General features: G+C 54.9%; 28 protein-coding genes and 1 pseudogene. 19 read left to right on the top strand and 10 right to left on the bottom strand.

What is annotated here, in order from left to right; genetic code table 11:
• Nucleotides 1-8: 8 nt before the first annotated feature.
• Both ACT3RR_RS16080 and ACT3RR_RS16075 read right to left on the bottom strand, forming a co-directional pair.
• Complete coding sequence (locus tag ACT3RR_RS16080) at nucleotides 9-422, bottom strand: hypothetical protein (protein ID WP_496200697.1); 414 nt, start codon at nucleotides 420-422, stop codon at nucleotides 9-11.
• Between the two features lie 55 nt (nucleotides 423-477).
• A complete protein-coding gene (locus ACT3RR_RS16075; RefSeq protein WP_154147329.1) occupies nucleotides 478-765 on the bottom strand; it encodes a HigA family addiction module antitoxin in 288 nt (95 codons plus the stop codon).
• 195 nt (nucleotides 766-960) lie between these two features.
• Here ACT3RR_RS16075 and ACT3RR_RS16070 point away from each other — a divergent pair, with 195 nt between their 5' ends.
• From ACT3RR_RS16070 to ACT3RR_RS16035, 8 genes are all read left to right on the top strand, one after another.
• Nucleotides 961-1959, top strand: coding sequence for an LLM class flavin-dependent oxidoreductase (locus ACT3RR_RS16070; protein WP_496200696.1), 999 nt, complete (start codon nucleotides 961-963; stop codon nucleotides 1957-1959).
• Nucleotides 1960-1970: 11 nt separating this feature from the next.
• Nucleotides 1971-2534, top strand: coding sequence for a GNAT family N-acetyltransferase (locus ACT3RR_RS16065; RefSeq protein ID WP_396132102.1), 564 nt, complete (start codon nucleotides 1971-1973; stop codon nucleotides 2532-2534).
• A 79-nt stretch (nucleotides 2535-2613) separates the two neighbouring features.
• Nucleotides 2614-4194 carry an ABC transporter substrate-binding protein gene (locus ACT3RR_RS16060; protein ID WP_496200788.1) on the top strand — a complete coding sequence of 527 codons (1581 nt, stop codon included), beginning with the start codon at nucleotides 2614-2616 and terminating at the stop codon, nucleotides 4192-4194.
• 42 nt (nucleotides 4195-4236) lie between these two features.
• Nucleotides 4237-5244: an ABC transporter permease gene (locus tag ACT3RR_RS16055; RefSeq protein ID WP_496200695.1), complete on the top strand. Its 1008-nt coding sequence runs from the start codon at nucleotides 4237-4239 to the stop codon at nucleotides 5242-5244.
• On the top strand, nucleotides 5241-6080 hold the full coding sequence (locus tag ACT3RR_RS16050) for an ABC transporter permease (protein WP_496200694.1): 840 nt from the start codon (nucleotides 5241-5243) through the stop codon (nucleotides 6078-6080). The genes ACT3RR_RS16055 and ACT3RR_RS16050 overlap by 4 nt, the downstream gene beginning before the upstream one ends.
• Nucleotides 6077-7684, top strand: coding sequence for a dipeptide ABC transporter ATP-binding protein (locus ACT3RR_RS16045; protein ID WP_496200693.1), 1608 nt, complete (start codon nucleotides 6077-6079; stop codon nucleotides 7682-7684). The genes ACT3RR_RS16050 and ACT3RR_RS16045 overlap by 4 nt, the downstream gene beginning before the upstream one ends.
• Before the next feature lie 36 nt (nucleotides 7685-7720).
• The gene (locus ACT3RR_RS16040) at nucleotides 7721-9073 is read left to right on the top strand and encodes an LLM class flavin-dependent oxidoreductase (protein WP_496200692.1); all 1353 of its coding nucleotides are present in this window, start codon (nucleotides 7721-7723) and stop codon (nucleotides 9071-9073) included.
• Between the two features lie 248 nt (nucleotides 9074-9321).
• On the top strand, nucleotides 9322-9627 hold the full coding sequence (locus tag ACT3RR_RS16035; RefSeq protein ID WP_353504183.1) for a YdgH/BhsA/McbA family protein: 306 nt from the start codon (nucleotides 9322-9324) through the stop codon (nucleotides 9625-9627).
• Between the two features lie 74 nt (nucleotides 9628-9701).
• Here the strand turns inward: ACT3RR_RS16035 and ACT3RR_RS16030 are convergent, their stop codons facing one another.
• A complete protein-coding gene (locus ACT3RR_RS16030) occupies nucleotides 9702-10673 on the bottom strand; it encodes an oxidoreductase (protein WP_496200691.1) in 972 nt (323 codons plus the stop codon).
• Between the two features lie 161 nt (nucleotides 10674-10834).
• Nucleotides 10835-11785: a class I SAM-dependent methyltransferase gene (locus ACT3RR_RS16025; protein ID WP_496200690.1), complete on the bottom strand. Its 951-nt coding sequence runs from the start codon at nucleotides 11783-11785 to the stop codon at nucleotides 10835-10837.
• A 127-nt stretch (nucleotides 11786-11912) separates the two neighbouring features.
• Between ACT3RR_RS16025 and ACT3RR_RS16020 the strand changes: the two genes are divergently transcribed.
• The gene (locus ACT3RR_RS16020) at nucleotides 11913-12824 is read left to right on the top strand and encodes a cupin domain-containing protein (RefSeq protein ID WP_496200689.1); all 912 of its coding nucleotides are present in this window, start codon (nucleotides 11913-11915) and stop codon (nucleotides 12822-12824) included.
• 33 nt (nucleotides 12825-12857) lie between these two features.
• On the opposite strand, the gene ACT3RR_RS16015 is transcribed toward ACT3RR_RS16020, so the two are convergent.
• The 4 genes from ACT3RR_RS16015 to ACT3RR_RS16000 form a co-directional block, all read right to left on the bottom strand.
• The gene (locus ACT3RR_RS16015) at nucleotides 12858-13742 is read right to left on the bottom strand and encodes a helix-turn-helix domain-containing protein (RefSeq protein ID WP_353504187.1); all 885 of its coding nucleotides are present in this window, start codon (nucleotides 13740-13742) and stop codon (nucleotides 12858-12860) included.
• Between the two features lie 80 nt (nucleotides 13743-13822).
• A complete protein-coding gene (locus tag ACT3RR_RS16010) occupies nucleotides 13823-14461 on the bottom strand; it encodes a TetR family transcriptional regulator (protein ID WP_353504188.1) in 639 nt (212 codons plus the stop codon).
• Between the two features lie 67 nt (nucleotides 14462-14528).
• Entirely contained in the window at nucleotides 14529-15224 is a 696-nt protein-coding gene (locus ACT3RR_RS16005) for a class I SAM-dependent methyltransferase (RefSeq protein ID WP_496200688.1), read from the bottom strand.
• Nucleotides 15221-15688: an Rrf2 family transcriptional regulator gene (locus tag ACT3RR_RS16000; protein WP_496200687.1), complete on the bottom strand. Its 468-nt coding sequence runs from the start codon at nucleotides 15686-15688 to the stop codon at nucleotides 15221-15223. The genes ACT3RR_RS16005 and ACT3RR_RS16000 overlap by 4 nt, the downstream gene beginning before the upstream one ends.
• A 152-nt stretch (nucleotides 15689-15840) precedes the next feature.
• Here ACT3RR_RS16000 and ACT3RR_RS15995 point away from each other — a divergent pair, with 152 nt between their 5' ends.
• Both ACT3RR_RS15995 and ACT3RR_RS15990 read left to right on the top strand, forming a co-directional pair.
• Nucleotides 15841-16494, top strand: a complete 654-nt coding sequence (locus ACT3RR_RS15995; RefSeq protein ID WP_496200686.1) for a hypothetical protein — start codon at nucleotides 15841-15843, stop codon at nucleotides 16492-16494.
• A 218-nt stretch (nucleotides 16495-16712) separates the two neighbouring features.
• Nucleotides 16713-17942: a TCR/Tet family MFS transporter gene (locus ACT3RR_RS15990; RefSeq protein WP_496200685.1), complete on the top strand. Its 1230-nt coding sequence runs from the start codon at nucleotides 16713-16715 to the stop codon at nucleotides 17940-17942.
• Between the two features lie 5 nt (nucleotides 17943-17947).
• Here the strand turns inward: ACT3RR_RS15990 and ACT3RR_RS15985 are convergent, their stop codons facing one another.
• Nucleotides 17948-18835, bottom strand: a complete 888-nt coding sequence (locus tag ACT3RR_RS15985; protein ID WP_353504193.1) for an SDR family oxidoreductase — start codon at nucleotides 18833-18835, stop codon at nucleotides 17948-17950.
• 130 nt (nucleotides 18836-18965) lie between these two features.
• Between ACT3RR_RS15985 and ACT3RR_RS15980 the strand changes: the two genes are divergently transcribed.
• The 6 genes from ACT3RR_RS15980 (at nucleotide 18966) to phoC (ending at nucleotide 24140) form a co-directional block, all read left to right on the top strand.
• On the top strand, nucleotides 18966-19862 hold the full coding sequence (locus ACT3RR_RS15980; protein WP_496200684.1) for an AraC family transcriptional regulator: 897 nt from the start codon (nucleotides 18966-18968) through the stop codon (nucleotides 19860-19862).
• 494 nt (nucleotides 19863-20356) lie between these two features.
• Nucleotides 20357-21121 carry a transporter substrate-binding domain-containing protein gene (locus ACT3RR_RS15975; protein WP_353504195.1) on the top strand — a complete coding sequence of 255 codons (765 nt, stop codon included), beginning with the start codon at nucleotides 20357-20359 and terminating at the stop codon, nucleotides 21119-21121.
• 3 nt (nucleotides 21122-21124) lie between these two features.
• Nucleotides 21125-21772, top strand: a complete 648-nt coding sequence (locus ACT3RR_RS15970) for an amino acid ABC transporter permease (RefSeq protein ID WP_496200683.1) — start codon at nucleotides 21125-21127, stop codon at nucleotides 21770-21772.
• A 16-nt stretch (nucleotides 21773-21788) separates the two neighbouring features.
• Nucleotides 21789-22523 carry an amino acid ABC transporter ATP-binding protein gene (locus ACT3RR_RS15965; protein WP_496200682.1) on the top strand — a complete coding sequence of 245 codons (735 nt, stop codon included), beginning with the start codon at nucleotides 21789-21791 and terminating at the stop codon, nucleotides 22521-22523.
• Complete coding sequence (locus ACT3RR_RS15960) at nucleotides 22516-23181, top strand: amino acid ABC transporter permease (protein WP_496200681.1); 666 nt, start codon at nucleotides 22516-22518, stop codon at nucleotides 23179-23181. The genes ACT3RR_RS15965 and ACT3RR_RS15960 overlap by 8 nt, the downstream gene beginning before the upstream one ends.
• Nucleotides 23182-23402: 221 nt before the next feature.
• Nucleotides 23403-24140 carry an acid phosphatase PhoC gene (gene phoC, locus ACT3RR_RS15955; RefSeq protein WP_185690422.1) on the top strand — a complete coding sequence of 246 codons (738 nt, stop codon included), beginning with the start codon at nucleotides 23403-23405 and terminating at the stop codon, nucleotides 24138-24140.
• Between the two features lie 73 nt (nucleotides 24141-24213).
• Here phoC and ACT3RR_RS15950 read toward each other — a convergent pair whose 3' ends face one another.
• The gene (locus tag ACT3RR_RS15950) at nucleotides 24214-24588 is read right to left on the bottom strand and encodes a YebG family protein (RefSeq protein WP_496200680.1); all 375 of its coding nucleotides are present in this window, start codon (nucleotides 24586-24588) and stop codon (nucleotides 24214-24216) included.
• Nucleotides 24589-24696: 108 nt separating this feature from the next.
• Between ACT3RR_RS15950 and ACT3RR_RS15945 the strand changes: the two are divergent.
• Together ACT3RR_RS15945 and ACT3RR_RS15940 are read left to right on the top strand one after the other, a co-directional pair.
• Nucleotides 24697-25155 (top strand): annotated as a pseudogene (locus ACT3RR_RS15945) (alpha/beta hydrolase); the annotation flags it as partial.
• Between the two features lie 132 nt (nucleotides 25156-25287).
• The gene (locus tag ACT3RR_RS15940) at nucleotides 25288-26139 is read left to right on the top strand and encodes an aldo/keto reductase (protein WP_496200679.1); all 852 of its coding nucleotides are present in this window, start codon (nucleotides 25288-25290) and stop codon (nucleotides 26137-26139) included.
• Nucleotides 26140-26166 lie beyond the last annotated feature (27 nt).

The raw sequence follows: 26166 nt of genomic DNA, 5'->3' as shown, positions 1-26166 counted from the left end.
TACGCTGATTAAGGTCTGGCGTCCGCCGCGCCCGGCCAAACCCCTTCACACAGGATTTTGGCGCAGCCGATGCTCTGTTGGTGGCGAGCCGCCGCGTCGCCCGGCTCTTCTTTCATTTGATCCAGCATGCCGACAAAGCAGCGCGCTACCCAGCGTGGCGACAGGTCTTGACGAAACAGCCCGCTCTGCTGGCACCCGGCTAACAGGCTGCTAATGGCCTCAACCAGCGCGGTTTTCTGGCTATCGCCAAACTCCCGCTGGGTCAGCGTCGCGTCTTGCGTCAAGAAATTCAGCAGCTTGCGAAAATGCAGGGCAATGCGGTCAATAACCTGATTGTCCGGCGTGTTGGGCGCGAGCGTCAGAGTCGCGACCAAGGCGTTGAAGCGCTGGTCAAAATCTTGGTTGGGGGTTTGTTGTGTCATGGTGGACCTAATTATGGGACGGGTTTGCAGCCCTTCTGTCTTTCAATTTATATCGCTATGCCGTTTGCAATCGGTGCAGTTGGGAAACGTCCACCACCTGCCTCGCCTGCCACAGATCATAATCATTCTGCATGCCGAGCCAGACATATTCAGAGCTGCCGATCACTACCGAGAGACGAATGGCCATTTCAGGCGAAATATCGGACTTCCCGGCAACGATCCTCTGAACCGTCGAGGGCGCAACCCCCAACTCTTTCGCCAAGGCACGGGTACTCAGGTTTAACTCTTCCATGGTTTCTTTCACAAGAAGCCCCGGATGCGGTGGGTTATGCATGGTGGCCATTAATGATAATCCTTATCTTGGCACAACAGAAAGCGGCATCTTAAACCAAGTTATTGGGCAATTACTTCTATTTCCTCGCCATCCCTATCTCATTTCGCGCAACTTCATAGCAACTATTGTTGTTTTACAACTTTCTAACCTGCCTTTAATAATCGAACCCATACCGTAGTCAGGGAACATAAGGACAATAACGAGATGGGTTACCGATTAAGTCTGCTGGAAAAAAGTCCAATCGATGAAGGTGAAAGTGCCAGCGGTGCGCTGAAACGTACGCTGGAACTGGCGCAGAAGGCCGAGCGCTGGGGCTATCACCGCTTCTGGCTGGCAGAGCATCACAACACTGACAAGCTGGCTATTTCCTCGCCGGAAGTGGTGATTGCCTGGATCCTCGCCCACACCCAGCGCATTCGCGTCGGCTCGGGCGGCGTGATGTTGCAGCACTACAGTCCTTACAAAGTGGCGGAAAACTTCAACGTCCTCTCTTCCCTCGCGCCGGGCCGGGTAGATTTAGGCGTGGGTAAAGCACCGGGCGGATTGCCGCTCTCGACGCGCGCGCTGCAATATGCCGTGGATCCGGCCCTGAAAGGGGATTTTGCCGATCAGCTGCGCCTGCTCGACGACTGGCTAAATGCCAAGCCGAATGACACTCAGGGCGATATCCTGCTCGCCACGCCGCTGCCGCCGCAGACTGCCGGACGCTTCCTGCTCGGTGCCAGTGAGCAGAGCGCCCGTCTGGCGGCCAGCCTTAACTGGAACTTTGTGTTTGCCGCGCATTTAAATGGTGACCAGACCGAAATCGGCCGCGCCCTCTCAGCTTACACCCATGACAGTCAGGGGCGTCGCGCGCTGCTGGCCGTGTCGGTGATTGTGGCGGAGACGGCAGCGAAAGCCGAAGAGCTGGCCGCAGACAAGCAGGCTTTCCGGGTGATTGGCAGCGACGGTCAGAGCGTCACCGTGGGCAGCGTGGCACAGGCCGAGGCTTACATTCGCCAGTCCACCGCCGCCTCGCACAAGATTGAAGAGCGCGTTTCGTCGATTCTGACCGGCACCGCCGAGCAGGTGCACCATCAGCTCGAAGAGCTGCAGGCGCGCTATGGCGTGGAAGAGTTTGTGATCGACACGCCGCTGGCTCAGCCACAGGCGCGTTTGGCCTCGCTCGAACTGCTCGCCGCAGAGAGCCGGGCGCTGGCTTAGGGGGGCAACACATGAGTCAACTTATCCGTCTGGCCCGAGAAGATGAGGCCGCCGAGCTGCATGGCCTGCTGCAACGCGCTTACTCGCCGCTGCTGAAATTGAACATTCACTTCACCATTACCCGCGCCAGCGTGGAGGACGTGCGTGAGGTGATCCGCAATGAAACCACCTATGTGCTGGAAACCGAGCAAGGCATCACGGCGACCCTCACCACTCGCTTTCCTTGGACGCCGACCAGCAAGAAAGAGTACGCGCCCTGGCCTTTCGTCCACTGGTTCGCGGTGGATGAGAATGCTAAAGGCCACGGCTATGGCGGCCAGATCATGACGCATGTCGAAAATACTTTTCTGCGCGACACCCTCAAAGTGCCCGCCGTCTACCTAGCGACCGCCATTCGCCACCCTTGGCTGACGGCGCTCTATCAGCGTCGCGGCTATGAGCCTTTCCACACGGCGGTGAATCCGCTAGGGGTGGAACTGGTGTACTTACGCAAAATCCTCAACACCTCGCTCTATGAGGCGCAGGCGCAAAAAGAGTTCGTGCGCACCGTGCCCGAGGCCAAGCTTTTCGTCTAAATGCCGTTTTAACTTATTGATCTCTGGGAAAACAATGAACCTGATTAAACCCACTATCGGGCTAACCGCCCTTTCGTTAATGGCGCTGTCTGTCAGTTATTCTGCCTTTGCCGCCGATGAAAAACCGCGCAGCGGCGGCTCTCTGACCTGGGGCGTAGAAACCGAACCCAATACTTTCAACCCGCAGCTTAACGGCCAGTCGAAAGCCGAACTGATCCTGCGCGTGGCCTATGAATCCCTGCTGGCTCGCAAGCCAGACGGCTCCTATATTCCGTGGTTGGCCAAGGGCTACAGCCTGTCTGACGACGGCAAAACCTACACTTTCACCCTGCGCCCTGACGTCACTTTCTCCGACGGCAAAAAGTTTGATGCCAGCGCCGTGGCGGAGAACTTCCGCCATGCGCAGGACCCGGCGTACTGCGCCGGTTCTAGCCTGTGCGCCATTGCCAGCCGTATCGAGAGCGTCACCATGCCGGATGAAAGTACGGTGGTGATCACTCTTAAGCAGGTGTACGCGCCCTTCCTCTCTTTCGCCGCCGGGCTGAAATTGCTCTCTCCGGCCTCGTGGTCCTCTCCGCAGCTTAAAGCCGGTGGGCCGGACTTAGCGGGTACCGGGCCGTTTATCCTCAAACGTTATGAGAAAGGCCAGCAGGTCGAGTATGTGAAAAACCCGGCCTACAACTGGGCGTCGGCCAATGCCGCGCACCAAGGCCCGGCCTATCTCGACAGCGTGACTTATCGCTTCCTGCCTGAATCCTCGGTGCGCACCGGCGCGCTGCTTTCTGGTCAGGTGGACGTGATTGAGGGGATTTCCGGCAATGACGCCGGAGAATTCAAAGATAACCCAGACTTCACCTACCAACATGCGCTGAACACCGGCACGCCTTACTCCTTGTTTCTTAACGTGACTTACGGCCCAACCCAGGAAGTAAAGGTACGCCAGGCGCTGTTGCAGGGGCTGGATGTCGGGCCGATTTTGCAATCTATCTATCGCGGCGAGCGCACGCGGGTGTGGGGCATCACGTCGCCAGTAGACCCGCTGTATGACAACAGCCTCGACGGCAAATATGGCAATAACCCGCAACTCGCCAATTCACTGTTGGATGAGGCGGGCTGGAAAACCCGCGACGGCGAGGGCTTTCGCACCAAAGACGGCAAACGCCTGAGCATTGAGATCATTCAGGCGCAGGCCACGGTGCGCGACCAGCGCGATGTGCTGCTGCAAGCCCTACAGGCGCAGGCTCGCCAGCGTTTGGGTATCGAACTGAAGATTCGTTATGTCGACTCCGGCACCTACACCGATGTGCGCAATACCGGGCTGTTTGGCTCGATTGCTAACTCGAACACCGACACCGACGGCATTGATATTGAAAACCACTACCTGCCAGTGAAAGGCGGCGGTGCCATCAACTATAGCCGTACCGATGCGCCAGAAATCGCCCCTTGGCTGCACGGCGCGGCGCAAACCCTCGATAACGACAAGCGCAAAGGCTTTTATGCCCAGTTGCAGGAGTTTGCCATCGTGCAGCAGGCCTTCGCCATCCCGCTCTATGAGCCGGAAGACCAGATTGCTGCCGCGTCTTACGTCCACGGTGTCAGCTTTAGACCTTTCAAGCAGATGCCTGAAAACGCCTATGACGTCTGGCTGAGCGACCATTAAATCGTGCCGAACTGAACTGTAAGTGAACCAAGGAGCCGCCCGATGACTGTTGAAACTTCACTCGATACGCCTCGCCGGTGGCGCAGCCCGCCGAGATGGCGCGCGCCGCTGTTGTGGCGAATTCTACGCCGCATTGGCAGCGGCGTTCTGGTGCTGTGGGCGGCGGTGAGTTTGTCCTTTATCAGCGTCTATCTCGCGCCGGGGGATATTGTCAGCCTGCTGATTGGCGAGCAGGTACGTACCCCAGCGATTGAGGCGGCGATTCGCGCCGAATGGGGGCTGGATCAGCCGCTGTGGCTGCAATATCTCCACTATCTGTGGCGGGTGCTGCACGGCGATTTCGGCCGCTCTTACCTGCTCAATATTGATGTCAGTTCACTGGTACTTTCACAGCTTTGGCCGACGTTGAAGCTGACCGGCGCGGCGCTGCTGGTCAGCCTGACCTTCGCCGTGGCGATGGCGGTGCTCACCGCTAACCGCCGCCTTGGCCGCCGGATTGCCGGGTTCTTCGAGCTGCTGCTGGCCTCGACACCCTCTTTCTGGCTGGGGATCGTGCTGCTGTTTATCTTCAGCTTTACCCTGCGCTGGTTCCCGGTCGCCGGGGATCGCAACTTCTCGGCACTGGTATTACCGGCGCTGTCGCTGGGCTTGGCGCAGGGTGCGGTGGTCGCGCAGGTGCTGCGCCGGGGTCTGGAGGACGCGTTAAACGAGCCTTTCGCCTTGACGCTGCGGGCGTGGGGGCTGGGTAATTTGACCATTCGCCTGCGCCACGCGTTGCGTCACGCCGCGCTGCCCGCCGTCACTCTCACCGGCTGGCTGATTGGCGGGCTGCTCAGCGGCGCGGTGATCACCGAACAGGTGTTTGGCCGCCCGGGGCTGGGCAAAGTAACGGTGGACGCCGTGCTCGGCAAAGATCTGCCGGTAGTGCTCGCCGTGGCTATTTTCTCGGCGCTGGTTTACGTGGTGATGAGCACGCTGGTGGATATTCTCTACCTGCTGATTGACCCGCGCCTGCGCGACCAGCCCTCTTCACAGGGAGGCGCGTCATGAGCCTCTCCCTAAGCTTACAGCGCCGCCGCAGTTGGCCTTCAACAGGATTAGCAGTGGCAGCTCTGTTCCTGATTTTAATACTGCTGGCGGTGCTTTTTCCTTCCCTTATTAGCCCATACGATCCGCTGAGCGCTGACCCGATCAACGCCCAGCTGCCTCCTTCGTCCGCCCACTGGCTTGGCACCGATCAACTGGGGCGCGACGTGTTGACGCGCATTATCTACGGCAGCCGCTATTCGATGCTAATCAGTATCGCGGCGATGGCCGTCGCGGTCACCGTCGGCAGCCTGCTCGGGCTGTTGTCCGGGCTGGCGCGCGGCGCGCTGGATGAGTTTATCAGCCGCGCGGTGGACGTGATCTCCGCCTTCCCCGACCTGCTGCTGGCGCTGATGCTGATTGCCTTCACCGGCCCAGGCACCACCAATCTGATCTTTGCCTTAGGCGTCGCTTCGATCCCGCGCTTTGCCCGCGTGGTGCGAGCACAAACCTTCGTGGTGATGTCCTCGGGCTATGTCGAGCAGGCGCGCACCTTCGGCCTGACTCGCCGCACGCTGGTCTGGCGGCACGTGTTGCCCCACGCCATCGCCCACGTGCCGGTGCTGGCAACCTTGGGTTTAGGCACGGCGATCATCGGCACGGCCGGGCTAAGTTTCCTCGGCATGGGGCCGCAGCCGCCAACGGCCGAGTGGGGATTGATGCTGGCCGAAGGGCGAAATTACCTGCGCAATGCCTGGTGGATTGGCGTCTGGCCCGGCGTGGCGATCACCCTCACCGTGGTGGCAGTCAACACCGTCGGCCGCCACTGGCAGGCGCGTTTCGAAGGGAGACAGGCATGAGTCAGGAACTCTTTATTGATATTCGCAATTTGACCGTCAGCTTCCCCTCGCCGCAGGGCCGCAAAGTGGTGGTGCGCGGGTTAAACCTGCAATTGCAGCGCGGGCAGTCTTTGGCGCTGGTGGGGGAATCCGGCTCGGGGAAAACCGTTACCGCCCGCTCGCTGATTGGCCTACAGGATGAAAAAGCCGAGCTGACGGCGGACCGTTTTATGATTAATGGCCGCGACATGCTGCGTGCCAGCCAGCGCGAGTGGCGCGGCGTGCGCGGCAGGCAGATTGGCTATGTGCTGCAAGACGCGCTGGTTTCTCTCGACCCTTTACGGCGTATTAGCCAGCAACTGGGCGACGCCCTGTTGGCGCATCCGAGCGAGGGCAAAATCGACCTGCGCAAGCAGAGTCTGCAACTGCTGGCGTCGGTGGGCATGCCGGAGGCGCAGCGCCGCCTGAGCCTCTACCCGCATCAGCTCTCAGGCGGATTACGCCAGCGCGCGCTGATCGCCACGGCATTGGCTGGGAAACCCGAGCTGCTGATTGCCGATGAGCCAACCACCGCGCTGGATATGACGGTGCAAAAGCAGATCCTCGACCTCCTTCAGCGCCGCCGCGACGACGGGCAGGCGCTGCTGCTGATTAGCCACGACCTGTCCGTTGTCGGCCAACTGGCTGACGTAGTGATAGTGATGAAGGATGGTGAAGTGGTCGAGCAAGGCGCGACCTGGCAAGTGCTTAATGCTCCGGTCCACGAGTGGACTCGCCAGCTGCTGCGCGCCGCGCCGACGCCCGAAACTAAAGGTTTTCGCCTCTCATCCCCCACGCCGGTGCCCCTTCCCCAGCGCCAAATTGCCGCCGGTGAGCCGCTGCTGCTGGCCCAGCACTTGAATAAATATTACGGCGAGCATCAGGTGGTGCGCGATGTCAGTTTCCAGCTTTCGGCAGGAGAAACGCTGGGCATCGTCGGCGAGTCTGGCTCGGGTAAAACCACCGTCGCGCGCATGGTGCTGGGGCTGACCGAACCGGACAGCGGCCTGATCCAGATTGAAGCGCAACCGTGGAGCCACGTGGCTGAGGCTGAACGACGCCTGCGCCGCAGCCGAATTCAGCTGATTGCGCAGGACCCGCTCAGCTCCTTCGACCCGCGCTATACCGTGGAGAAAATCATCGGCGAGAGCCTCGACGCAGCGGGCATTTTCGGCGCGGCCCGCCGCCAGCGCGTGTTACAGCTTTTGGATGAAGTGCGCCTCGGCGAGCATTTTCTCCAGCGTTACCCGCGTGAACTCTCCGGCGGGCAGCGTCAGCGCGTGGCCATTGCTCGCGCCTTCGCGCCAAACCCTGCCTTGCTGGTGGCCGATGAGCCGGTCAGCGCGCTCGACGTTTCCGTGCAGGCGCAGGTGCTGGATCTGCTGGCCGATATGCAGGCGGAGCATCACACCGCGCTGCTGTTTATTTCACACGACCTTGGCGTCATTCACCATCTCGCCGACCGCGTGCTGGTGATGAAAGATGGCGCGGTTGTCGAAAGTGGCGATGTGACTCGGGTGTTCAACCATCCGCAGCACCGCTGGACTCAACAACTGCTGGCCGCGCTGCCCGGTCAGGCGGCCTAGCTCGAACAACATCAACCCAATATTGAGGAAAGCGTCATGAGCAACAAGAGACAGTTACGTTTGGGGGCGATCATTCAGGGCGCGTCAGGGAATATGTCCGCGTGGCGCCACCCGGACGCGGTGGCTGACGCCAGCATCAATATCCAGTTCTGCCAGCAGCTAGCGCAAAAGGCCGAACAAGGGAAATTTGATTTTCTGTTTGTCGCCGATGGGCTGTATATCAATGAGAAGTCGATCCCGCACTTCCTCAACCGTTTTGAGCCTATCACCCTGCTGTCCGCGCTGGCGCTGGTGACGCATAAGATTGGTCTGGTGGCGACGCTTTCTACTTCTTACAGCGAGCCTTTTACCGTGGCGCGGCAGTTCGCTAGTCTGGATCACCTCAGCGGCGGCCGCGCGGGCTGGAATGTGGTGACTTCGCCACTGGAAGGCTCGGCCAAGAACTTCTCGCGGGATAAGCACCCGGAGCACGACGAGCGTTATCGCATCGCCAGTGAATATGTCAGCGTGGTCAAAGGTTTGTGGGATTCTTGGGAAGGCGATGCTTTCGTGCGCGACAAGGCCAAGGGGCAATTCTTTGCGCCGGAGAAGCTACACACCTTGAACCATCAAGGGAAATACTTCTCGGTGCAGGGGCCGCTCAACGTCGGGCGCTCGCCGCAGGGCCAGCCGGTGGTGTTTCAGGCCGGAGCCTCCGAGCAGGGCAAAGCCTTTGCCGCCGAGGCCGCCGACGCGATTTATACCCGTCAGGCCACGCCGGAGCTGGCCCGCGAATTCTATCAGGACGTCAAACGCCAGCTGGTTGAAAACGGCCGTGACGCCGATGATATCCGTATCTTCCAAGGCATCAGCGTGATTATTGGTGACAGCGTCACCGACGCCGAGCAGAAATATCAGCAAACGGCCCAGCTAGTCACCGCCGATAAGGCGCTGGAGTACCTAGGGCGCTACTTCGAGCATTATGATTTTAGCCAACATCCGTTGGATGAGCCTTTCCCGGACATTGGTGATTTGGGCCAAAACAGCTTCCGCAGCACCACGGACTCTATCAAGCGTGACGCCAAAGCGCGCGGATTGACGCTGCGTCAGGTGGCTTTGGAAGCCGCCACCCCGCGTCCGACCTTTATTGGCAGCGCCAGCGACGTGGCCGATGGTCTGCAACACTGGTTTACCAGCGGCGCGACGGACGGGTTTATCGTTCGCGGCGGCACGCCAACGGCTTTCGACGATTTTGTCGAGCAGGTGATCCCACTCTTGCAGCAGCGAGGCTTATACCGCACGGAGTATGAAGGAGAGACGCTGCGCGAGAATTTGGGCCTGCGTGAGCCGGAAAACCAATTTGCCGCAAAGCCGGAGGCTGAAGTTCGCCAACTGGCGACGGTGAAATAGCCGCCAGTTGGCACATTTCAACCACCCCTGACCTGTAACCAACTGAAAATATCTTCGTTGAAGATGACGTGAATTGTGGCGGGAGTTTTCTTAACAACTAATTAGCAATTAAAGCTAAAGATCTAAACAAAAATGGGTGTCTATTGGAACGGTGCCGGTGAATAAATCAGAGTGGCCATCAACCTCTGTTTATTGACGACATGCTCTGACTAACCGATGTAGAACCTAACCTGATGAGGGGTAAGTCCATGAAAGATTTAGTGAATGATATTATATCCATATTTAACCCCAAGACGGTTACGCCTGTTTTAGTTCGCACAGGATTATCGCATCGTGAAGTCGCGTCCTTGCAGGCCGTCGGCGTAGCAACGGTTTCTTGGGCAACGTCCATGGAAGAGCTGAATAGCGCATTTGTTAAAAAGGCGTTAGACGCGGGTGCTGTCGGTTATCACATTACTAATGTGGAATCGCACAAACCGGGTAAGGAAGATCAACACGTCATGGCCGCCACCGCGACCTTCTATCACATCAATCATAAAGCGGCCTATGGCTAATGTTGCAGAACAGTGATGACGGAATTAAAAATGCCGCATTCCAGAAATGGCGTGCGGCATTTTTTTGCCCGGATTTACCAGACGTAGCGCACGCCGGTGAGTTTCTCACTCAGCTGCCACAGCCGTTTGGCCGCCTCGGGGTCGATGGCCCATGAGCTTACGCCGATTTCTGCGCCGTCCTCGGCGGCCAGTGGAGCAATGTCTGCATCGTCACAGTAAACACCGCCTTTGCCCGCCAAACTTGGATGGGTGGCGCACCACACCGAGGTTGCAGCGCCCTGCTCAACGGTTTTGAATCCCGCCTCTTCAGTAGTTTTTACCTCACCATTCTCATTGAGTGCGCCGACGCGTTGATAATCGCTCTTTTCCATATGGCGGGTTAACGCGGTAAAAATCGCGCCCGGGTGCAGGGAAAATGCGCGGATATTATGCGCCTCGCCGAGCTTATCCAGCTGTAAGGCAAAGAGTACGTTGGCGGTTTTCGACTGGCCGTAGGCCAGCCATTTGTCATACGGGCGCTGATTGAAGTTAGGATCGGCGAAATCCACCCCAGCAAAGCGATGGCCGCGTGAAGAGACGCAGACCACGCGCGCGCCGTTGGCATTTTTCAACGCGGGCAGCAGGCGCGCGGTGAGTTGATAGTGGCCGAGATGGTTGGTGGAAAACTGCCACTCGTTGCCCCGTGCGTCACGATGCAGCGGCGGTGCCATCACCCCCGCGCTGTTAATCAGAATATGCAGTGGGCGGCCCGTTGCGAGGAAACGCTCGGCGAAAGCGTCAATAGACGCGGGGTCCATCAGGTCTAAGAAGTCCGTTTCAACATTGGGAATGCCTTTTAGCGCCTCTTTAGCCTTTTCCACATCACGGGTGGGAACGCGGACCTGCGCCCCGGCCTCGGCCAGAACGCGCACCGTTTCCAGCCCAATACCAGAATAGCCGCCAGTCACAATCGCATTTATGCCAGTGAGGCTGCGTTGGCCCAGCACCTCGCTGGCGGTAGAGTTTTTGTCGAATCCAGAATGCAGTGGTTGTTGTTGAGTGGTCATAGAGTCAGTTCCAATGTGGTTGAATCGCAAGACAACCCCGGGGTCATCGGTTAGCCGACAACCCATCATGCTGGATATTGCTCAGACTAGGAATGCATTAACGTCCCGAATACTGTCGAGATCGTCTGATTAACCACCACTACACTCACTATTCCGCATCGTCACCATTTTAGGTCATGCTTCAGCGCAGCAATGCTGTCCACACGCGTTGTTTCCACATCATTTTCTAAGTCATGAATAGCTTCTAAGGTTTGCTGATTATTGGCTTTACTCAGCTCCCCCAAATCCCACACCGACGCATGCGCATTTAACGGCGCGACGCCGCGGTCGGCGTAGTGCTTCAACTCGGCGATTTGGCTTTGGAAGAAGGCTTTGGTCTTGGCGTTCAGCTCTGCGCTGTTGGCGATCACCTGCTGGAGGTGGCGCAGCACGTGGCTCACTTCCCACTGACCGTCTTGCAGTTGGTGCTGCTCAAAGACTTGCTCCGACTGCTGCTTAATGCCCCGTGCGGCCATCATCGCGGCAAGGTCGTCGCGGGTGATCAGCGTGCGAATATTACAGTCGTCGTGGTGGGCAAACAGGTTGTACTGGTTCTGAATGTGCACTGCGTAAAGGTGAGCCATCTGGTTGACGTCGGTGACGCGCGTATCCCACTCGGCGTAGCAGAACCGCTTGGCGACGCGGCGGGCTTTTTCAATGATGCGCGCCAGCACGTCGAGGTTTTCGAAATACCAAGAGGAGTGCGCCACAATGACTTTATCAAAGTACTTAGGTGGAAATTCAACGGCGTCTGACAGGAAGTCCGTCTCGAGATGCACGCTGATTCGGCTGCCCACCGGCGAGGAAGTGAGCTTGTCGAGAGACTGTGCGAGGGTGTAAGGGCTGCCGTAGTCGCCGCTGGCGATATCCAGCGCCACTACCTGCCCGTCTTCGCCCACCAACTCCGCTAGCACGGCGGTGGTGTCGCCCTGCCCGCAGCCAATCTCAAGGATTCGCTCATTCGGTTTGATGGCCCAGAACTCCGCCAGATTCAGGCGATGACCAGTCTGAATCGTTTGAATTTTAGGGTTAGTAGAGTCTAACAGCATGGTGCTTAAGATCTTCTCTATCATGCAGTGCGCCTGTGTGGTGGGAACAAAGGATGGAGGAATAAGCCATGAAAAGGTTATCCGTGCGGCGAGTATAGCTGATATCTTCCGTGCATTATGACGCCATTACGGCACTTCGCGGAGTCGACCCATGGACCCACTTTCAGACGTACTTTCCCAACTCAGTGCCGACAAAGCTTATGTGGTCGGGCTGCGCACCGGCGGTGATTGGGGGATGCATTTCCCGCCTCCCGAAAACATCAAATTCAATGCCGTGGTCGAAGGCAGTTGTTGGCTAACAGTGGAAGGAGAATCCGCCCCTATTCAGCTACAGCCGGGGGATTGCTTCATTCTGACCCGCCCGAGAGCCTTCACGCTGACCAGCGCCTTAGGGATGAAAACCGCAGATGCAGTGGCGCTGTTTCGCCAGTCGGTCAAAGGCATGTTGCACTACGGCGCTGAGCAGGACTTTTTTATGATTGGCGGGCGTTTTAATTACGGTCAGGAAGCCCGTTTATTGCTCGACAGCCTGCCTTCGGTGGCGGTAGTCAATGCCAGCACGGATTCGGCGCCGGTGTTGCGCTGGGCTCTTGAACTGTTGGCGCAAGAGGTATCCAGCCCGTCCCCCGGTGGTGCGATGATGGCCCAGCAGTTGGGCAATATCATGTTGATTCAGGTGCTGCGCCAGTATCTGGGAAGGGAGCAGGACAGCCCGGCGGGCTGGCTGTTTGCCCTTTCCGATTCAAGAGTCAACGCCGCGCTGGAGGCTATGCATGCTGAACCGGAAAAACGCTGGAGCGTGCAGCAGTTGGCCGAGGTGGCCGGGGTTTCCCGTTCAACCTTCGCCTTGAATTTCAAACAGAAAGTCGGCTTTGGGCCTTTAGAATATTTACTGCGCTGGCGGATGCAGTTGGCGAGTCGGCGCCTGGCCGCCAGCGATGTGACAGTTTCTGCCGTGGCGCAGTCGCTGGGATATGAGTCGGACAGTGCTTTCAGTAATGCGTTTAAGCGAGTGATGCTCTGTTCGCCGCGCGAATACCGCGAGCGTCAGCGGGGCCAGTGACGGCCCCTGCTGAGAGCGTTTCGACGGGATAACCTAGGCAATAGGAATGTAATATTCGCAGGTAATGCCATTTTCGCTGGCGGTGCGGGTGTACTTTTCCAAATCATGCCCGAGGCGGAACTGCAAATCTTGCGTCGGTAAAAACACCGAATACATATATAGAATGAAATCGTTAAGGCGATCCAACTCGTGGGTGTAGTCGAATTTCAAATAGCGACCCGCCGGGATCACTATCTGTTCCACTAGCTCATCGCAATCCCCCTCTCGACTCTCTTCGCCGAGTTGGCGCGCCACGGTGTAGAGCATGTCCATGCCCATCACCGATTCCACTTCGTCACTGGCCCGGCAATCCGCCAAACCCCAAGCCGCACGGTCGAGGCAGGTCGGATCTTTCAGGTAGTGATGCATGGCGTCGCGGTGCACATGGTTTTTTGGATTGAATAACGCTTCAATCGGATAGCTGTGGCGCTGGGTTTTGCCGACAAATGACATCTCCGGCAGCTCGATAATTTCATAGCTCGGCGCAGGAAATTCGTCGATCAGCAGCGGCGCGGTAATGCCGCCCATATTCCACTCGGCGTTGCGGCGAAACACGGCGGGCGTCTCGGCAAAGTTCTTCTTAAAAGAGCGAGTGAAGGTCTGCTGCGAGTCATAAGAGTAGTAGAGCGAGATATCCAGAATCGGCATATTGGTCAGACGCAGAGCAATGGCCGCCATGGTCAAACGGCGATCGCGGATGTATTTCCCCAAGGCATAGCCCGTTTTGCTTTTAAACAGGCGTTGCAGATACCACGGCGAGTAGCCCGTTTTCTTCGAGGCTCTCTCCATGGTCAGACGGTCATTCAGATTCACTTCAATCCAGTACAGCAGCTCTTTGATCAGCTGGTCGTGGAAATCAGGTTTTTCGATGTTGTACAAATTGCGCTCCGAACTGTCCTGATGTTTAACGTGGATCCCAGGCTTTTCGCGCCGGAAATCGACTCTATAATCGTCATCAATCAATGGGTGCTAGAAGGTAAAAACAACTCTTTTTCAATCGCGCGGTTTAAGTTGTAAGCCACTTTTTCCCGCGTTAAACCCAGCGACTCGAGGCGCGACATACCGTCGAAGCTGCTGGCTAAGCCAATTAGCCGCCAGGCAATGTCCTGCGCGTCATCCGTCGCCGTGAATTGACCGTTTTGTAGCCCGGAATGGATGACATTAGTGACTAGCCGATGCCAGTCGTAGAGTGAACCGGCGAAGGCGGCTTTCATCAGTTCATCTTGTTCGCTCAACAGCATGGCTTCGCGCCACAGGCGGATGGCCTGTAGGTATCTTTCATGTTTCGCATCAATGAGATAGAGCTGTAGCCGTTCCAGCGCAGGCAGGTGACAGCTGGTGGCTTCCAGATCCCATTGCAGTTCACGCATCACCAGCGCATAGGCTTCTGCCCGCAGGGATGCCGCGCTGGAGAAGTGGTGATGCACCTGACCTGAGGCGGTGCTCGCTTCACACGCTACGCGTCTCACCGTGGTGGCGGCTAATCCTTCATCCAACGCCACGCGTGCGGCGGCCTGCAAAATGGCGGCCTGCCTGTCCTGTTTACAGAGATAAACCAAGAAATTACCCGTTTTAAAACTCGGTGGGGCAAGCATCATGCCAAAAGCTGGACGCCTGTTCAAGTTTTGAGAATGTTCGTTCACAGTCGGCGTTTGACGAAAAATGCTATCTCAGGGGTTTCTTCGCCATCCAGCCGTGGATCAGCAAGGATTGGAAGAAGCGCTGCGGCAGTTCAAAGCCTGATTGGCTAATAAGGCGCTCGGTTTGCTCCGGGGCCAGTAACAACAGTCGTTGGCTAAGCTGGTTTCTGATTTCCAGCGGGTCGCGCTCGGTTTTGCTGGCTACAGAGTGCATGGCTGCCCAGCTAATGAGCTGGGCGTCAAAGCCTTCAGATGCCATATCTCCGGCGATTTCGGCGCAGATCATTCGCCCGCCCGCCGCCAGTTGGTCATTTATCTGCTGGTAAATACCCAAACGATCGGCGTCCTGAATAAAGTGGGCGACCAGCAGACACAGCGCAACGTCATAGTCGCCGCTCACCGGCACGTCGCCCAGATAACCTTCGATCAGAGTGCATCTTTCACTCAGCTCTTCGCGCTGCAACTTCTCTTGGCAGACTGCCAGCATATCTGGGGAAGGATCGACGCCGGTGAAGTGCCAACCCGCATGCTGCTTGGCGAGCCGGGTGATTTCAGACCCCGTCCCTACTCCCACGCAGAGAATTCGCGCCTTTTTCGGCAGGTCGCGCAGCAACACGGCAATCAACATATGCAGGTTATTGGCAATCTCATTCAGGCTTTCATTATAGGCGTCGTACTGGCGTGAGAATTCGCCGTTGAAGATGTCATTGGTGTTGTTCATGCGGGATCCTTGGGTTGGCAGGCGTGCGTGGCTGACCGATGCGCGGCGAAGTGCTGATGAAAATCTTTGGAAAGCTCGGCCAGCGTGACTTCACCCAGCCGGGCGATCAGCAAGGCTTCGGCCTCGCGGCTGGCGGTATCTAATGCCTGATTGACCACCTGCTCGACCAGACAGCCGGGGGATTCGTGGCGATGGGTTAAGGCGATAAGCGCGGGCTCACCCACCGCGCGCCAGATTTCCGCCAAGGTGATCTGGTTGAGGTCGCAGGTTAAGGTCCAACCGCCGCCGTGCCCTTTCACCGAGCTGACATAGCCGCGTTCGCGCAGCCCCGCCATGGTGCGGCGGATCACCACCGGATGGGTGCCCATCATTTGTGCCAGCAACTCAGAGGTGACGGGCGTATTCTGTTCGGCCATGTGCAGCAAGACGTGCAAGATGCCGGATAATTTACTGTCTCTTTTCATGTAACTTATAATATTACGTTTGCAGTGGCAGTCAATCCGGGCGAGGTTAAATTTTTATTTCATAGAAACTTCTTCGGAGAACAAGATTGTTGCAGAACGGGAATACGGGCAGTATGGGCGCAGCCTTACACAATAATAAATAAGGGATTTCAATGTTCCGCAAATCGACTCTGTTGACCTTACCTCTGCTGGCCGTGTCCGTTCTATTGTTAACGGGATGCCCTCCAGCACCCGACCTGACCCAGTGGCAGCGCCCAAATACGGATATTGACGGCGTGCGCGTTGCGATGGGGCAATGTGGCGTTAAGCTGCCTGGTTCCGACATTCCCAAGACCGACAATGAGTCAGTGCTTTATTATCAGTGCATGGAAAATCAAGGGTTTACCCGCAAAGACGGATTCAAAATTTGTAGTGTCCGCGTTTACCACGATACCCAAGCCTGCCGTGAGCAGGAGCAGGGAAAGCCTCTCAGCCAGAGCCAGCTCGACGCTCTGCCTTTTGTGGCTGACAGAGGCTTCCACCCAATGAGGCCTGATTACGCCGAAGTAAAGTCTTCCTTTATCACCTGGCGCAAGGCCGGGGCGTCGAAGCACTTCGACGAGCAGAATGAGAATGACAAGCTGGCCGAGTCGGTGATGTATCAATGCGGATATCCGCACCCTTTAGGCTCAGTCCCCAATGTGCCAACGCTGCGCAAAGCCGCGGGCATCCAGCAATGTATGCTGGATAAAGGCTTCGAGCCAAAAGGCGAATTGATGCTGGTGTGCCGCAATTACCCGCAGGTGAGCGGGTGTCAAAAATCTTAACTTGGCGTTGTGGCCATGGCTGTTAAATATTCATGGCTGCAATAGAGCGCGTACAGGTACAGAGGTGATGCAACCCGCGCAGAGCCATGCTATAACTCCCTCCTCGCGAAAAATCGGCGCTTCGGTGCCGACACATACGTCGAGAGTGATCCAACGCACTCCTCGGCCAGCGTTCTAAGGTCTGACTCCCGGTCAGGCAGGTCAATGGACTCAGCTTTATGAAGGCTGAATCTGAATGTCGACAGGAACGCGTTATGAATAAATCACTTATTGTTATTTACACTGCTATTGCACTTGATGCCGTGGGCATCGGCCTGATTTTTCCTATTCTGCCCTCCTTACTCAAACAGGTTACCCATAGCGACAATGTTGCCTTCTATATTGGCATCCTGACCGCGCTTTATGCCGTGATGCAGTTTGTTTTTGCGCCGGTGCTGGGTGCGCTGAGCGATCGCCTTGGGCGCAGGCCGGTGCTGTTGCTCTCCCTCGCCGGTGCCGCGCTGAATTATCTGCTGCTGGCATTCTCTTCCTCCCTTGTTTGGCTGCTGATTGGCCGAGCCATTGCCGGGATGACCAGCGCCAATGTCTCAGTGGCCATGGCCTACATCACGGATATCTCGCCGCCGGAAACCCGCGCCCGACGCTTTGGTCTGTTCAATGCCATGTTTGGGCTGGGTTTTATTATCGGCCCGGTTATCGGCGGGGTTTTGGGCGATATCCGCGTGCAGCTGCCGTTTATGGCCGCCGCCGCGCTTAACGCTGCCAACTTCCTACTGGCGCTGTGGGTTTTGCCGGAGTCGCGCAAAGCCAGTGTGGGGAAAATCAATCTCGCGCTGCTTAATCCATTACGCCCGCTGCGCTGGGTTTGGTCGATGAAGGGCCTGATGCCGATTGTGATGACTTTCTTTATTTTGAGTGCCACCGGCGAGGCTTACGGCATCTGTTGGGCGCTGTGGGGACACGACGCTTTTCACTGGAACGGCTTGTGGATTGGCTTATCTCTGGGAGCCTTTGGCCTGTGCCAAACGCTGGTACAGACTTTTCTGCCCGGCCCCGCCGCCAGGTTTTTTGGCGAGCGCGGCGCGACATTGCTGGGAATTGGCTGCGCCTGTCTTGCATTGGTCGGGCTGGCCTTGGCTCAACAAGGCTGGATGGTGTTCGCCATTATGCCGCTGTTCGCGTTGGGCAGTATGGGCACCCCGGCCCTTCAGGCGCTGGCGACACGGCAGGTGGAGGCCGACCTGCAGGGGCAATTTCAGGGGGTATTGATGTCGGCGGTGAGTTTGGCATCTATTGTCGCGCCACTCTTTTTCTCTACCTTCTATTTTGCCGTGCAGCACCACTGGCCCGGCGCGGTCTGGCTGTCTGTGGTGGCGATTTACCTGATTGCAGTTCCGCTGATTTTCCTCGCCACCCGACGAGCCGCCCCCCACGCCGGAAGCCGCTGACAAGGTTACTTGATAGGCATTTGCTCAAGGTCGGCTATCAATGACGGGCCCGTCGGTTTCCAGCCTAAACGCTGCTGGGTGAGGTCGCTGGAGGCAGACATATCGTGGGTGACAAAGATATTCATCCAGCCGAAATGCTCGGCCGCCTCGTGCGTAGCCAGGCGTTTCACCGGCAAATTCAGCACCCGGCCCAGTGTCTCGGCGAGGGTTTTCATTGGGATAGCAGGCTCGGCCACGGCGTTATAACGGCTATTGGTGGCGTTTTTCTCCAGCGCCAACACATAGAGCCGCGCCGCATCGCTGATATGCACAGCGGACCAGCAGTTTTGCCCTTCTTCGACATAGGCCGAAACGCCCTTCTGCAAAGCCAGTTCAACCAGCGGGGTGATTAAACCCTGCTTGATAGGGTCATGAACCTGCGACAGTCGCACCACCGAGACGCTGGCGCCCTGCTCGGCGGCCTTGATGCCACCCAGCTCTGAGGCTTTACGCGGGTTGGCGTGATCAGGATTGAAGTTGTCCTCGCTAGCCAGCGTATTGGGTTGAAGTGCGCCCAGCGCGACACCCGAGGTGATAATCAGCGGGCGAGATGACCCCGCCAATTCTCGGCCCATGGCTTCTATCACCTGACGGTCACTTTCACAGTTGGCTAAAAACGTCGAGAAATCGTGATTGAACGCGGTGTGGATCACGCCATCGGCCTGACTAATGCCGCGACGCAAACTGTCTAGATCGTTAACGTCGCCATAATGTGCTTCCGCCCCCGAGGCCGCCAAGTGGTGCGCGCCCTGCTCGCTGCGGGTTAATCCAAGTACCTGGTGGCCCGCGGCGATAAGTTCGCGGGTGACAGCGGTGCCAATAAATCCGGTCGCGCCGGTGAGAAAAATACGCATGGTGAATTCGCCTCTGGTTGGGTCAGGACTTCAGCGTCCCGTGGCCTTTACTCTAGATTCTGCTCGCTGAACGATCTATGCTGGAAAGTCGCTATTTATCGTCCCATCGTCCAATGCCGTGGAGCTTAATGTGGATCCTTTGTCAGAACTGCTCTCCTTGCTCAAGCCCCAGAGCTATGCCTCGGGGGGCGTGGCGATAGGTCGCGAGATGGCAATTCAATGGCCCGAACATGCTGGTATTAAGTGTTACGCCGTGGTGTCTGGGCAATGTTGGTTATCCGTCGAAGGCGCTGAGGGGCCGATAGAGCTGAATGCGGGAGACTGTTACCTCCTGCCGCCGGGAGCGCCTTTTGTTATCGCAACGGATCTGCAAGCCGCGCCGATAGACTTCGCTATTCTGCGCGAGGCGCGGCTTTTAGGCCTAAACGTGCTGGGGGGTGGGACGGAGGCGTGTTTTCTGGTCGGCGGCCACTTTGTGTTGACCGGGCTTCATGCTGATTTGCTACTCGGCTCCTTGCCGCCCGTGGTGCATATTCAGCAGGAAGCCGATAAAGCGGCCATGCGTTGGTCGCTGGAGCGAATGGCGCTGGAGGTGCGCGAACCCCAGCCGGGCGGCAGCCTGATCACCCAGCAGCTGGCGTATATGATGCTGATCCAGGCTCTTCGGCTTCATCTGCACGACGGAAAAAATAGCGGCGTTGGCTGGCTTTTTGCTTTGGCGGACAAACAGTTAAGCACCGCGCTGGCCTGTATGCATAACAACCCGGAGCATCGCTGGACTTTAGAGAGTCTTGCAGCACACGTCGGCATGTCTCGCTCAGCTTTCGCTAAGCATTTTAAAGACATCGTCGGCAGCGCGCCGATTGAGTACCTGACCCACTGGCGGATGCTGCTGGCCTGCGATCGATTAAAAAACTCAGCAGATTCAATCCCGCGCATCGCCACGTCCCTCGGCTATGAGTCCGAAAGTGCATTTGGTAAAGCTTTTAAACGCGTTATTGGCTGTTCACCGAGACAGCATCGGTAAGTTATTTAACTTTTAACGCTACTGCTTTTTAGTATTGCTCCGCATCATTAAACTAATGTATAACCTTTGTAATACCAAATGAGATTTTGGCTAAAGTTTTTGGTTAACTCCTTAACTTGTATTTATTTAGGTGCAAGTTATCTGCGTGGAAAAATTAAGGCTTTAGTTCCATCGGCTTTTAGGAGTTATTAATAACCTACTGTAATGATATAGAATTAATAAAATATTACATTCAGATTAACAATGCCTCCTATCTTACGTTATAACTCTCATAGCAAATCACTCTGCATTATTTCCTATGCTACTGAACCTTCACTGGTAATATAAAATTCTAAGTAATGGCAAATTGCTGAATTTTAAGTTCAGCACTTTTTGCTAAAAATGGATTTGGCCGTATTGACGGTTTTTTATAAAGCGAGCAGTATCCTCTTCGCTAGGATTAGTTATTTAAATGTCAGCTATAATCCAATTAAATAATCTTCTATAGGATTAATATGAAACATCTTAAAAAGATCGTTCTTGCTTCTTTGTTAGCTTTTACAACAACAGGTACCTTCGCAGCTGATTTGGTTAAAGGTAAAACGCTTACCGTTGCCATTTCACCAAACTCGCCACCGATGCTGTTTAAAGATCAGAATGGTAAATTGCAGGGCGTTGATCTGGAAATTTTCACAGATTATTGCAAAGCGCGCGGCTGCAAAATTGAAACCAAAGAGTATGACTGGGATGGCATGTTAGGCGCTGTTGCTAGCAAACAGGCTGACGTCGCCTTCTCTGGGATTTCTATTACGGATAAACGTAAAAAGGTGATGGATTTCTCTGACTCTTATTATGAGAACTCCTTTAACTTAGTCAGCCTGGCTTCTAAAAAGCTGACGATCACTGACCTGTCACAGCTGAAAAAATACAGCATCGGCTACCCGCGCGGTATGGCTTACACTGATTTAATCAAAAGCGACCTTGAGCCGAAGGGTTATTACAACGTTGCTGATGTGAAGTTATATCCTTCTTATAACGAAGCAGTTACCGACCTGAAAAACGGTAATCTGGACTTGGCATTCATCGAAGAACCAGTTTATGACAACTACCGTTTCCACCAGAAAATGCCTCTGGCTATTAGCTACTCGTTCAAAGGCGTCGACCATTTGGGCTTTGCATTCCAACAAGGCTCGCCAATTCGTGACGACTTCAACGCATACCTCAAGCAATTGGGTCCGAAGAAGCTGGCTGCCATCATGGATAAATGGTTGAAGTCATAATCCATGTTCGCTAAAGAACTTTTCGATATTACTGGTCTGTTATTGCACGGCGTGGTTTATACCTTTTATATCACACTCACCTGCTTTATAACGGCCTTTATTTCGGGACTGGTAGTCGCCGCGCTGCGGCGACTCACTGGCCGTCGAGTGAGTTATATTCTTGATTGTCTTGTTTTCCTTATTCGCGCCGTGCCGGTATTAGTCCTGCTATTCTTAATTTATTTCGGCTTACCGAGTTTTGGTTTAAGCAGCCCGCCGTTGGTGGCCATGAATCTGAGTTTAGGTATTATTGGCGGTGCTTATATTTCTGAGGTCTTTCGCGGCGCGCTGGAATCGGTCGAGGAAAATGAAATAACGGCAGCCAAGGCTATGGGCTTTAGCGATTTACAAATCACTCTGTATATCGAATTCCCCCAGATGCTGCGTTTTTCAATTCCCGGCGTGATGAATGAACTGACCTCTATCCTGAAAAATACCCCTTTCGCCTACACCGTAGGAATAACGGAAATTCTGGGGCAGGCCAAAGCATTGACCGCCGCCACCATGTTAGGAATGAATATTTACCTTATTTGTGGGGTTTTATATTTCATTATTTACCTATTCTTCGTTTTCATTTTGAAAAAAACAAAAAATAAATACGCGGTTGAATAACAGCCGGGAGGAATACGTGTCGATTTTACAAGTGTCCGATTTGGTGAAGCAGTTCGACGGCAACCGGGTGTTAGATGGCGTCAACCTTGCTATCGCCGCCGGTGCGACTCAGGTCATTATGGGGCCTTCCGGCTGTGGCAAAACCACGCTCATTCGCTGCCTTAATTTGCTGGAGCGACCAACATCGGGCCAAATCACCTTTCATGGCGAAGAGTTGTTGGGTAAAGAGGTGGATGTGCGTTTATTGCGCAGCAAGATAGGCTTTGTTTTTCAGAGCTTTGCGCTCTATCGCCATCTTAGCGTGTTAGACAACGTGACGCTGGCTTTGCGCAAAATTCAGGGGAAAAACAAAGAGCAGGCGCGTGCTCTGGCGCGGGAGGAGCTGGCCTATTTTGAGATGTCAGTCCACGAGAAGAAGTTTCCGGCCCAGCTGTCTGGCGGGCAAAAGCAGCGCGTGGCACTGGCGCGAACGCTGGTGATGAAGCCTGAAATTGTGATTTTGGACGAACCTACTTCCGCTCTCGACCCTCTGATGAGCCAAGAAGTGGCGCTATTAATTAAAAAGCTCGAGAGCCGCAAAGTCACCACGGTTTGCGTGACCCATGACATCGCTTTTGCTAATGAAATCAGTGATAACGTCGCTTTTATGTATGGCGGGAAAATTATGGCGCAAGGCTCGGTGAGCCAACTTGCCCATTCCTCCACCCTTCCTGAAGTACAGCGCTTCTTTGGGAAAATGCACTATGAGTGACAGCATGCTCAGCTTCTACCACGACTTTCTCGACCAGTGGCCGCTGATTTATTTAGGCATTTGGGCGACGATTAAACTGACAGTGGTGATTTCCGTCACCGGCTTCCTGCTAGGCGTGGTGGTCTTCTACCTTAGCCTGAGCAAAAATAGCCGTCTCGCTCGCTGTGTTGAAGCCTATAAATCCTTTTTCATCGGCACGCCGCTGATCTGCATTATTTACATTCTCTATTACGGGCTGCCGACCCACGGATTCAGGCTGTCTCCCTTTGAAGTGACGGTGCTGGGCTTCACGCTAAACATTGCGGCCTACAACGCGGCATATATGTTGACGGCCTACAACGGGCTAGACAAAACCCAGCTGGAAGCCGCGTCGGCACAGGGTTTTAGCCGCTTGCAGATCTACAGCTATATCATTCTGCCTCAGGTGTTGCGCACCTCCGTCCCGGCATTGACCAATCAGGTGATCCATAACCTCAAAGACAGTTCTTTGGCGTTTTTGGTGCAGTATCCCGAGCTGTTTGCGCGCATGCAGGAGTTGGCGGCAGGCAATTTCGAATTCTTCAAAACCTATTCGTTGACGGCCGTGTTCTACATCCTCATGGCGTCCGTTATCTACTTTTTCGCCAAAAATATTGAACGACGGGTGCAGCCGGATTAGCGGTCGGGTTAGCCGAGAAAATGTTTTACCAAATTTCGTCGCGCTTTCCAGCAAAAAGCCCATTTTTTAGCCGTAAAACATTCATGCCCGCTATGAATTTCTTGTTTTGAGATCTCATACCAACTTTCTATCACCTATTTTGTTTTACTACTCAGTATTAGGAAATGTTACGAAAATGATTTCGTGATGAAAATAAAATAGCTGATTGTAAGGATGCTAACATGAAAAGACTGACCACTTTTTGCCTCGCAGGACTTGTTTCATTTAATGCGTTTGCCTTGACTGGCAACGATGCCACCACCAAACCGGATCTCTACTATTTAAAGAATGATCAGGCCATCAATAGCCTGAACCTGCTGCCACCACCACCGGCAGTGGGCAGCATTGCATTCCTCAATGACCAGGCGATGTATGAGCAGGGCCGTCTGCTGCGTTCAACCGAACGCGGCAAACAGGCCGCTGAAGATGCAAACCTGAGCGGAGGGGGCGTGGCGAATGCTTTCTCCGGTGCATTTGGCTCACCGATCACTGCCAAAGACACGCCGGAGCTGCACAAGCTGCTGACCAATATGATTGAAGATGCCGGAGACCTGGCCACGCGTGGCGCGAAAGAGAAGTACATGCGTATCCGCCCGTTTGCCTTCTATGGCGTCCCGACCTGTAATACCACCGAGCAGGATAAGCTTTCGAAAAACGGTTCTTATCCTTCCGGCCATACTTCTATTGGCTGGGCAACGGCGTTGGTGCTGACTGAAATCAACCCGCAACGTCAGGATCAAATCCTGCAGCGTGGTTATGATTTAGGCCAGAGCCGCGTGATTTGCGGATACCACTGGCAGAGTGATGTGGATGCGGCTCGAATCGTCGGTTCTGCAGTTGTGGCAACGCTGCACACCAACGACGCTTTCCAGCAGCAACTGAAGAAAGCCAAAGAAGAGTTCGCGAAACAGCATAAATAAGCGTCTTTTGCTTCTTGCAGGACAAAAAAACCGGCCTGATAAGCCGGTTTTTCTACAGGGGGCTGAAAGCGAATCAGGCGGCTTTAACCGCACCGGACTTTTTAGGAGCTGGCGCTGTTGCGGTTTCTTCAGTCGTTTCTTCCAGTGATTCTTCAGTTTCAGTCACCGCCGGATCTTCCGCCTGCGCGACAGGCGTTTTCATGGCTTTTTCTTCCGGCAGCTTGCTGGTACGCAGGATGTACTGAACGGTATCTTTTTGCTCAGCCAGACGCAGGGCGATATTTTCTGCCAGCGATTCATCAATTTCCAGTTCGCTCTGCAACAGCCAGTCAGTAAAAGCATCAGCCATATCGAGCATTTTGTCGTAAGCGTCCGCTTCCTTCTTATTGGCAAATGTCATTTTTTCTTCACCTTTTCTGACGACAACAAACTTTGTTTCAACAGCCATGATTTGCTCCTTGTACTGTAATTATATACAGCATACCAATAATCAATGCAGGATACATCATCCAGCCTGTTTTTTATAATACGGAACTGGCGGGAATTTCTTACAGATATTCTCTTCACCCACTCTCAGGGTGGCGGGTCAGGCTGGTATACGGCGATGAAAAACAACAAGGTCAAAGCCATTGTCGTCTTTGAGCCTGGCAGTAGCTTCGTCTTCCCGGAAAAAGAACTCCCTGCCCCTATGCCAAGTGCGTTCGACACGCTGAAGGGCGAGTCTGCGCCGATGGAGTAGTTTATGGCACTGACCAAAATCCCGATTCTGATTATTTACGGCGATAACATACCGGATAAGCCTGTCACCATGCCAGCGCAGGACAGCTGGCGAGCGCGTCTGGAAATGGCTCATGAGTGGCGTGACGTGGTGAACAAGCATGGCGGAGATGTCACTGTGACGCATCTGCCAGAAGTGGGAATCAAAGGGAATACCCACTTCCCGTTCTCTGATTTAAATAATGTGCAGATTGCTGATTTGGTGAGCCAGCTCCTGAAAGAAAAAAAGTTGCAGTAGGGTAGTAATCTAAAAGCAGGATTCAGTAAATATTCATGAATCCTGCTAATTAGCCCTAGCACATTGCACGCTCTAATCGAATAAATCACTTTGCGTTATGCTTTTCCAACACAACAGCTGAAGGATAACGTTATGCAAACTGTAAAACTTAACAACGGTATTGAAATGCCCCTGCTGGGCTTTGGTGTCTTCCAGATGACGGATGCCGCAGAATGCGAGCGTGCCGTTATTGATGCCATCGATACGGGATATCGCCTGATTGATACCGCCGCGTCTTACCAGAATGAAACCCAGGTCGGGAACGCACTGAAACAGACCGGTATCGCACGTAACGAACTTTTTGTAACAACCAAACTTTGGCTACAAGATACCAATTACGAAGGTGCTAAAGCACAGTTCGAACGCTCTCTGAATAGGCTGCAACTTGATTACGTTGACCTTTATCTGATTCACCAGCCTTACGGCGATGTCCATGGGGCCTGGCGGGCCATGGAAGAACTGCAACAGGCGGGCAAAATTCGCGCCATTGGCGTCAGCAACTTCCAGCCTGACAGACTGGCCGATCTTATCGCCTTCAACACCGTTGCCCCTGCGGTGAACCAGATTGAAGTCAATCCATTCAACCAGCAATTGCATGCCGTTCCGTGGATGCAAAGTCGCAGCATACAGCCGGAAGCCTGGGCACCGTTTGCAGAAGGTAAAAATGGCCTGTTCCAGCACCCCGTGTTAACGGCGATTGGTCAGAAGTACGGCAAAAGTGTGGGTCAGGTTGTCCTGCGTTGGATCTTCCAGCGAGGCATCGTTTCACTGGCTAAATCGGTGCGCAAAGAGCGCATTGAAGAGAACATCAATATTCTCGATTTTGAACTCAGCTCTGAGGATATGCTGCAAATTGCCGCTCTCGACACCGCAACCAGCGCCTTCTTCTCTCACCGTGACCCGGCGATGGTGGAATGGCTGACTGGCCGCAAACTTGATGTTTAAGTCAAAAGCCGCCTAGGCCGTTGATAC

Source organism: Ewingella sp. AOP8-B2-18, assembly GCF_052376015.1.
GTDB lineage: Bacteria > Pseudomonadota > Gammaproteobacteria > Enterobacterales > Enterobacteriaceae > Ewingella > Ewingella allii.
Note: the sequence above shows the minus strand (reverse complement) of the source record. Positions and strands in the feature narration are given on the sequence as shown.

What these genes read in the sequence shown, in the direction of transcription:
- ACT3RR_RS16080 (WP_496200697.1), bottom strand. Translation starts at nt 422, where the DNA reads ATGACACAACAAACCCCCAACCAAGATTTTGACCAGCGCTTCAACGCC.
- ACT3RR_RS16075 (WP_154147329.1), bottom strand. Translation starts at nt 765, where the DNA reads ATGGCCACCATGCATAACCCACCGCATCCGGGGCTTCTTGTGAAAGAA.
- ACT3RR_RS16070 (WP_496200696.1), top strand. Translation starts at nt 961, where the DNA reads ATGGGTTACCGATTAAGTCTGCTGGAAAAAAGTCCAATCGATGAAGGT.
- ACT3RR_RS16065 (WP_396132102.1), top strand. Translation starts at nt 1,971, where the DNA reads ATGAGTCAACTTATCCGTCTGGCCCGAGAAGATGAGGCCGCCGAGCTG.
- ACT3RR_RS16060 (WP_496200788.1), top strand. Translation starts at nt 2,614, where the DNA reads ATGGCGCTGTCTGTCAGTTATTCTGCCTTTGCCGCCGATGAAAAACCG.
- ACT3RR_RS16055 (WP_496200695.1), top strand. Translation starts at nt 4,237, where the DNA reads ATGACTGTTGAAACTTCACTCGATACGCCTCGCCGGTGGCGCAGCCCG.
- ACT3RR_RS16050 (WP_496200694.1), top strand. Translation starts at nt 5,241, where the DNA reads ATGAGCCTCTCCCTAAGCTTACAGCGCCGCCGCAGTTGGCCTTCAACA.
- ACT3RR_RS16045 (WP_496200693.1), top strand. Translation starts at nt 6,077, where the DNA reads ATGAGTCAGGAACTCTTTATTGATATTCGCAATTTGACCGTCAGCTTC.
- ACT3RR_RS16040 (WP_496200692.1), top strand. Translation starts at nt 7,721, where the DNA reads ATGAGCAACAAGAGACAGTTACGTTTGGGGGCGATCATTCAGGGCGCG.
- ACT3RR_RS16035 (WP_353504183.1), top strand. Translation starts at nt 9,322, where the DNA reads ATGAAAGATTTAGTGAATGATATTATATCCATATTTAACCCCAAGACG.
- ACT3RR_RS16030 (WP_496200691.1), bottom strand. Translation starts at nt 10,673, where the DNA reads ATGACCACTCAACAACAACCACTGCATTCTGGATTCGACAAAAACTCT.
- ACT3RR_RS16025 (WP_496200690.1), bottom strand. Translation starts at nt 11,785, where the DNA reads ATGATAGAGAAGATCTTAAGCACCATGCTGTTAGACTCTACTAACCCT.
- ACT3RR_RS16020 (WP_496200689.1), top strand. Translation starts at nt 11,913, where the DNA reads ATGGACCCACTTTCAGACGTACTTTCCCAACTCAGTGCCGACAAAGCT.
- ACT3RR_RS16010 (WP_353504188.1), bottom strand. Translation starts at nt 14,461, where the DNA reads ATGATGCTTGCCCCACCGAGTTTTAAAACGGGTAATTTCTTGGTTTAT.
- ACT3RR_RS16005 (WP_496200688.1), bottom strand. Translation starts at nt 15,224, where the DNA reads ATGAACAACACCAATGACATCTTCAACGGCGAATTCTCACGCCAGTAC.
- ACT3RR_RS16000 (WP_496200687.1), bottom strand. Translation starts at nt 15,688, where the DNA reads ATGAAAAGAGACAGTAAATTATCCGGCATCTTGCACGTCTTGCTGCAC.
- ACT3RR_RS15995 (WP_496200686.1), top strand. Translation starts at nt 15,841, where the DNA reads ATGTTCCGCAAATCGACTCTGTTGACCTTACCTCTGCTGGCCGTGTCC.
- ACT3RR_RS15990 (WP_496200685.1), top strand. Translation starts at nt 16,713, where the DNA reads ATGAAGGCTGAATCTGAATGTCGACAGGAACGCGTTATGAATAAATCA.
- ACT3RR_RS15985 (WP_353504193.1), bottom strand. Translation starts at nt 18,835, where the DNA reads ATGCGTATTTTTCTCACCGGCGCGACCGGATTTATTGGCACCGCTGTC.
- ACT3RR_RS15975 (WP_353504195.1), top strand. Translation starts at nt 20,357, where the DNA reads ATGAAACATCTTAAAAAGATCGTTCTTGCTTCTTTGTTAGCTTTTACA.
- ACT3RR_RS15970 (WP_496200683.1), top strand. Translation starts at nt 21,125, where the DNA reads ATGTTCGCTAAAGAACTTTTCGATATTACTGGTCTGTTATTGCACGGC.
- ACT3RR_RS15960 (WP_496200681.1), top strand. Translation starts at nt 22,516, where the DNA reads ATGAGTGACAGCATGCTCAGCTTCTACCACGACTTTCTCGACCAGTGG.
- phoC (WP_185690422.1), top strand. Translation starts at nt 23,403, where the DNA reads ATGAAAAGACTGACCACTTTTTGCCTCGCAGGACTTGTTTCATTTAAT.
- ACT3RR_RS15950 (WP_496200680.1), bottom strand. Translation starts at nt 24,588, where the DNA reads ATGGCTGTTGAAACAAAGTTTGTTGTCGTCAGAAAAGGTGAAGAAAAA.
- ACT3RR_RS15940 (WP_496200679.1), top strand. Translation starts at nt 25,288, where the DNA reads ATGCAAACTGTAAAACTTAACAACGGTATTGAAATGCCCCTGCTGGGC.